The sequence below is a fragment of the Bacillus sp. HY001 genome (assembly GCF_007558965.1).
GTDB classification, from domain to species: Bacteria; Bacillota; Bacilli; order Bacillales; family Bacillaceae_G; genus Bacillus_A; species Bacillus_A mobilis.
In genome coordinates this window covers 20,742-27,087 of record NZ_VLTE01000071.1, presented here as the reverse complement: position 1 = coordinate 27,087, position 6,346 = coordinate 20,742, and the positions used below count along the sequence as shown (strand labels likewise).

General features: G+C 37.0%; 7 protein-coding genes. 3 read left to right on the top strand and 4 right to left on the bottom strand.

Annotated elements, in window-relative coordinates:
* Window positions 1-26 precede the first annotated feature (26 nt).
* The gene (locus FOT98_RS26045; RefSeq protein WP_061680266.1) at window positions 27-1,379 is read right to left on the bottom strand and encodes a glucose-6-phosphate isomerase; all 1,353 of its coding nucleotides are present in this window, start codon (window positions 1,377-1,379) and stop codon (window positions 27-29) included.
* Between the two features lie 274 nt (window positions 1,380-1,653).
* Here FOT98_RS26045 and FOT98_RS26035 point away from each other — a divergent pair, with 274 nt between their 5' ends.
* Entirely contained in the window at window positions 1,654-1,887 is a 234-nt protein-coding gene (locus FOT98_RS26035; protein ID WP_048542215.1) for a DUF378 domain-containing protein, read from the top strand.
* A gap of 112 nt (window positions 1,888-1,999) precedes the next feature.
* Here FOT98_RS26035 and yugI read toward each other — a convergent pair whose 3' ends face one another.
* The 3 genes from yugI to FOT98_RS26020 form a co-directional block, all read right to left on the bottom strand.
* On the bottom strand, window positions 2,000-2,344 hold the full coding sequence (yugI, locus tag FOT98_RS26030) for a S1 domain-containing post-transcriptional regulator GSP13 (RefSeq protein ID WP_000003765.1): 345 nt from the start codon (window positions 2,342-2,344) through the stop codon (window positions 2,000-2,002).
* A 252-nt stretch (window positions 2,345-2,596) separates the two neighbouring features.
* Entirely contained in the window at window positions 2,597-3,787 is a 1,191-nt protein-coding gene (locus FOT98_RS26025) for an aminotransferase (RefSeq protein ID WP_063260548.1), read from the bottom strand.
* A complete protein-coding gene (locus tag FOT98_RS26020; protein ID WP_061680264.1) occupies window positions 3,784-4,281 on the bottom strand; it encodes an Lrp/AsnC family transcriptional regulator in 498 nt (165 codons plus the stop codon). Before FOT98_RS26020 ends, FOT98_RS26025 begins: the two co-directional genes overlap by 4 nt.
* 118 nt (window positions 4,282-4,399) lie before the next feature.
* On the opposite strand from FOT98_RS26020, the gene FOT98_RS26015 reads away from it, so the two are divergent.
* Both FOT98_RS26015 and FOT98_RS26010 read left to right on the top strand, forming a co-directional pair.
* Window positions 4,400-5,392 (top strand): 2-hydroxyacid dehydrogenase, encoded by a 993-nt coding sequence (locus FOT98_RS26015; RefSeq protein WP_063260547.1) that lies wholly within the window; start codon window positions 4,400-4,402, stop codon window positions 5,390-5,392.
* Window positions 5,393-5,501: 109 nt separating this feature from the next.
* Window positions 5,502-6,341: an alpha/beta fold hydrolase gene (locus FOT98_RS26010; RefSeq protein WP_063260546.1), complete on the top strand. Its 840-nt coding sequence runs from the start codon at window positions 5,502-5,504 to the stop codon at window positions 6,339-6,341.
* Window positions 6,342-6,346: the final 5 nt, after the last annotated feature.

The following is a 6,346-nucleotide window of genomic DNA, read 5'->3' as shown; positions in this document are numbered from 1 at the left end:
AGCGACCGGATTCCGGTCGCTTTTTATTATTTTAAACGCTCTTCTAATTCTGCTTTTAACTCTTCAAATCCTGGTTTACCAAGTAAAGCAAACATGTTTTTCTTGTATGCTTCTACTCCTGGTTGATCAAATGGATTTACGCCTAATAAGTAGCCGCTCATCGCACATGCTTTTTCGAAGAAGTATACAAGGTAACCGAATGTGTACTCATTTAATTCAGGGATATTTACGATTAAGTTTGGTACTCCACCATCGCTATGTGCAAGTAATGTACCTTCGTATGCTTTTGTGTTTACGAAGTCTACAGTTTCACCAGCAAGGTAGTTTAATCCGTCTAAATCGTTTTCTTCTGATTCGATTGTTAGTTCATGCGTAGATTTACCTACTTTCAGAACTGTTTCGAATAAGTCACGACGACCTTCTTGAACGTATTGGCCTAATGAGTGTAAGTCAGTTGAGAAGTTTGCTGAAGATGGGAAAATACCTTTTTGATCTTTTCCTTCACTTTCACCAAATAACTGTTTCCACCACTCAGAGAAGTATTGAAGTGCTGGCTCATAGTTAACAAGCATTTCAATTGTTTTTCCTTTATTGTATAAAGCATTACGAACTGCTGCATATTGGTAAGCTGGGTTTTCTTCTAGCTCTGATGCACCGAAGTCACCATGACCAGCAGCTGCACCTTTCATCATCTCTTCAATATTTAAGCCACTTACTGCGATTGGTAATAAACCAACTGGCGTTAATACAGAGAAACGTCCTCCAACATCATCTGGAATAACGAATGTTTCGTAACCTTCGTTATCAGCTAATGTTTTTAATGCACCACGTGCTTTATCTGTCGTTGCATAAATACGTTTGCGAGCCTCTTCTTGTCCATACTTTTCTTCTAATAACTTACGGAAAATACGGAATGCTAGTGCCGGCTCTGTTGTTGTACCTGATTTGGAAATAACGTTAATAGAGAAGTCTTTACCTTCTAATACGTCCATTAAATCTTTCATGTAAGTGGAGCTAATGTTTTGTCCAACAAATAGCACTTGTGGAGTTTTACGTTGTTCTTTAGATAGCGTGTTGTAGAAAGAATGATTTAACATTTCGATTGCTGCACGTGCTCCTAGGTAAGAACCACCGATACCTACAACAAGTAAAATGTCAGAGTCATTTTTAATTTTTTCTGCGCATTTTTGAATGCGAGCAAATTCTTCTTTGTCATATTGAAGCGGAAGGTCTACCCACCCAAGGAAATCGTTCCCAGCTCCAGTTTTTTCGTGGATTGCGTGATGTGTTACTTTCACTGCATCACGTAAATAAGTGATTTCATGTTCACCGATGAAGGATAACGCTTTAGAATAGTCGAACGTTACATGTGTACTCATCTTTTTCCCTCCAATAATGTATATGTATTTCTGTATTCACTTTAGCGAAACTGAAGTTGTAAATCAAGCGATTCAACAATTGTAAACGTAACCAATATATATTTTTTAGAAAAAGTTCATTTTTTGCATAAAAATTCGCATTTTTCGGTATAGATGTATATACATCCTTTTTCTTATATTTTTTATGTATAAAAACAACATAACTACCCCATTCTATAAAAGAGTTAATTAACTCATCGCTTGCTCATGCTTCACAATTAAGGGGGGCTTTTTCATGAGTACTCTGCAACGTATCGCATTAGTCTTTACTGTAATTGGTGCTGTGAACTGGGGACTAATCGGGTTCTTCCAGTTTGACTTAGTGGCAGCCATTTTCGGTGGACAAAACTCAGCTCTTTCACGTATTATTTACGGCATCGTCGGTATTTCTGGGCTTATCAATCTTGGTTTACTCTTTAAACCATCAGAAAATCTTGGTACTCACCCAGAAACGAACGAAATCCACTAGTCAGTATGTCTTTATTTCACCTCCGACATACGAATATGATTGCATGCAATCATATTTGCAAATATATATCATAAGACAAAGTAAAAGAGGAACGCTCATATGCGCTCCTCTTTTACTTTGTTAACTCGGACTCTTCAATCCATTCTGTTAGCTTTTCTCGCAGCGTATTAAATCCGTTCTCAGATGGATTCGGTATAAGAATCCGTCCTTGCTTTCTTTTCGCCGCTTTTAACGATAAACTCATTTTTCTGTGTTCTTCATCAATTGAAAGTACTTTTACTTCTACTGTATCGCCGACTTTTAAAAAGTCATGAATATCCTTTACATATCCATTTGTAATTTCAGATATATGCACAAGCCCTTGTGTTTCTGCATCTAATGCTACAAATGCACCGTAATCTTGAATCCCAGTCACTTTCCCTGTTACAACCACTCCTGTTGTATATTGTTCTGACATATGAAACACTCCCATACGTTTACCATTTTCTCTACAATTGTAGATAGCAAAGCAGATGATTTATTGTTAAATATCCGATTAGTTAGTACATACCCTAAGTAAAGCGACTCAGGATACGCATACCTTATATTAGTAAATTATACCACTATGACAGAACTCATTCAAAATTAACGAAAAATTTCCTGTAGTACGTATAATTCTCCAATATTGGGATAGAATACTAACACATGGCTTTCTAGTATTCCCCCCCTTTTATGGACAAAACGTATTACGTTTTGTCCTTTTTTTATTTTCTATAAACCGTTCCATTCTCTTCATTGCTTCCATTAGTTGTTCAAGCGATGTTGCATACGAGCAACGAATAAATCCTTCACCACTTTCGCCAAATACACTTCCAGGTACAACAGCCACTTTTTCTTCTAATAATAACTGTTCTGCAAATTCCGCTGAAGATAATCCAGTTGAAGAAATGGAAGGAAAGACATAAAACGCTCCGCCCGGTACATGGCATGTTAATCCCATTTCATTGAATGATGTCGTCATAAAATTACGTCGTTTCTTATAACTATCTCTCATTCGAATTACTTCATCATTCCCCGCGCGTAACGCTTCGAGTGCTGCGAACTGAGACATCGTCGGTGCACACATCATGGAATATTGGTGGATTTTGAGCATTAATTCTGAAAAATGAACAGGAGCTGCAATCATACCGAGGCGCCATCCTGTCATCGCAAATCCTTTTGAAAATCCTGAAATTAAAATCGTATGCTCACGCATATTTTTAATACTCGCGAAACTTGTATATACTTCGTCGTATACAAGCTCTGCATAAATTTCATCAGATAATACGATTAAATTGTATTTTTCAACGATCACTGCTATTTCTTCAAGCTCGGATTTATTTAACATCGCACCTGTTGGGTTATTTGGTGAACAAAGTAAAATTGCCTTTGTTTTCGCTGTAATAGCTGCTTCAATTTGTTCTGGTTGTACTTTAAACTCATTTTCTAAAGTAGTCGCCACAGGAACTGGAACTCCTCCAGCTAATGTCACAAGCGGTGCATAAGAAACAAAACTTGGTTCAATAATGAGTACTTCATCATCAGGATTTATAATGGCACGCATCGCTACATCTAACGCCTGACTCGCTCCAACTGTAACAATGATTTCATCGTTTGGATCATAAGATACTGCAAATTGTTTTTTTAGATACTTTGCTATTTCTTGACGGAGCTCCAATAATCCTGCATTTGCTGTATAGGACGTATATCCTTGTTCTAAAGAACGGATACATGCTTGCCTTACATTCCAAGGTGTAACAAAGTCAGGCTCTCCTACTCCAAGAGAAATAACACCTTTCATATTCGCTGCTAAATCGAAAAACTTTCGAATACCTGATGGTTGTAAAGATTCTGCTGCTCTAGATAGTTCAAATTGCTTCATGGTGTCACCACAATCCGCTTATCATCATCGTTTTTTTCATAAATAATTCCCTCATGTTTATACTTCTTCAAAATGAAATGAGTTGTCGTAGAAACGACAGATTCAATTGTTGCTAATTTCTCAGAAACAAACATCGCTACTTCTCCCATTGTCTTTCCTTCTAATGTAATAGACAGATCATATGTCCCTGACATTAAATACACAGACTTCACTTCTGAATAACGATAAATTTGTTCAGCAACCGCATCGAACCCAACGCCGCGCTTTGGCGTAACTTTCACATCGATCATCGCCGTTAAACCTGTATGTTCTTTCACCTTCGTCCAATCGATATGTGTTACATAATCCACGATAATCTTTTCCGCTTCTAATTTCTCCACCATTTTCTTTACTTCTTCTACTTCTATATTTAACAGCTTCGCTAATGTATCTACAGTTAATCGACTACTTTTTTCAAGACAAGCTAATAATTCTAATTCCTTTTCTGTCACCATATAAATCATCCTTCCTTTTCCTTTGTGTCTAAATTATACAAATACCCTTTCCAGTTTGAAAAGAAGATTTTTTTAGTGAATTATGTCAAAATAAAGTGAAACTTTAATCAGCGGAAAAATGCGTGATAAAGCGAAAGGGGATGGAACCGTGAAACCAAAAATTTATATTGCCGAACCAGTTCCAACATTTGTAGAAAAATATTTATCAGAACACTGTGATTATGAAAAATGGGAGCAAAATGAGAAAGTACCTCGCGATGTTCTATTGGAGAAAATACAAGATAAAGATGGTTTATTAAATTTTGGATCTGCTATTAATGAAGAATTATTAGATATAGCTCCTCACTTAAAAGTAGTAAGCAACATTTCTGTCGGTTACGATAATTTTGATTTAGAAGCGATGGAAAAGCATAATGTCATCGGAACGAATACACCATACGTACTAGATGATACAGTAGCTGATCTCGTTTTCGCTCTTATGCTATCTGCTGGTCGCCGCGTCTGCGAACTCGACTCTTACGTAAAAAATGGCGAATGGAATGCCGAAATTGGAAAAGAGCACTTCGGACTGGATGTACACCATAGTACAATCGGTATTATCGGGATGGGACGAATTGGTGAAGCCGTTGCAAAACGAGCGAAATTCGGATTTGATATGAATGTTCTTTATTATAATCGTCGCCGTAAAGAAGAAGCAGAGCAAAAATTCGATGCTACATATTGTGATTTACAGACGCTACTAAAGCAGTCTGACTTTATTGTCCTTCTTACTCCACTAACAGATGAAACGTATCATCTTATTGGAGAAAAGGAATTCTCATTAATGAAAGAAACAGCAATCTTCATTAATGCTTCTCGCGGGAAAACAGTAGATGAAGAAGCGTTAATCCATGCATTAACAGAAAAGAAAATCTTTGCAGCAGGCATCGATACGTTTACACAAGAGCCGATTCAAAAAGATAATCCGCTCTTATCCTTACAAAACGTTGTGACTTTACCGCACATCGGATCTGCAACATTAAAAACAAGGCAGCAAATGGCTATGACAGCGGCTGAAAATTTAGTTGCAGGGTTACAAGGAAAAACACCGCCTAATATTGTTCGCGGATAATACTGAATAAGCGAAAGGCAAGATGACATCGTCATCTTGCCTTTTTTTGTTAACATATTTTCTTCTTCCTTGGAAATGATATGAACAAAAATCAATGGAGTGACAAAAAATGAATCACGAATATACTTGTCCTTATTTCACTTTTTCCACTCGCGGCACTACTATTCATTACGAATTGTATGAACATGATAACAAAACGGAACGTCCTACTTTCGTGCTCATTCACGGCTTTTTATCTTCCTCATTCAGTTACCGCCGTCTTATTCCTTTACTATCGAAAGCAGGAACAGTACTGGCTCTTGATTTACCACCATTCGGAAAAAGTGATAAGTCTCATCTGTTTAAGTATTCTTATCACAATTTAGCAACGATTATTATCGATTTAATTGAACATTTATCTCTCTCAAATATTGTGTTAGTTGGGCATTCTATGGGTGGGCAAATTTCTCTTTATGTAAACCGTATACGTCCTGAATTAATCTCAAAGACAATTTTACTATGTAGCTCTAGCTATTTAGCACGCGCAACCTTACCTTTACTGTACTCTTCTTATTTACCGTTCTTTCATTTGTACGTAAAGAACTGGATTATTCGGCGCGGCATCGTTCATAACTTAATGAATGTCGTTCATGATCACTCATTAATTGACGATGAAATGAAGGAAGGCTACTCTGCTCCTTTTTATGACAATCGTATATTCCCTGCTTTAACTCGTATGATACGAGATCGTGAAGGTGACCTATCTTCAACTGAATTACAAAAAATCGAAACACCTACACTACTCATTTGGGGTGAAAAAGATCGCGTCGTCCCTGTACATGTAGGTCATCGACTACACAAAGATTTACCGAATTCAAAATTTATCTCTTACGAAAACACAGGGCATTTACTCCCTGAAGAAAAACCTGAAAACGTTTATGAAGAAATCATCGCTTTCTCTGCGCAATAATGTAA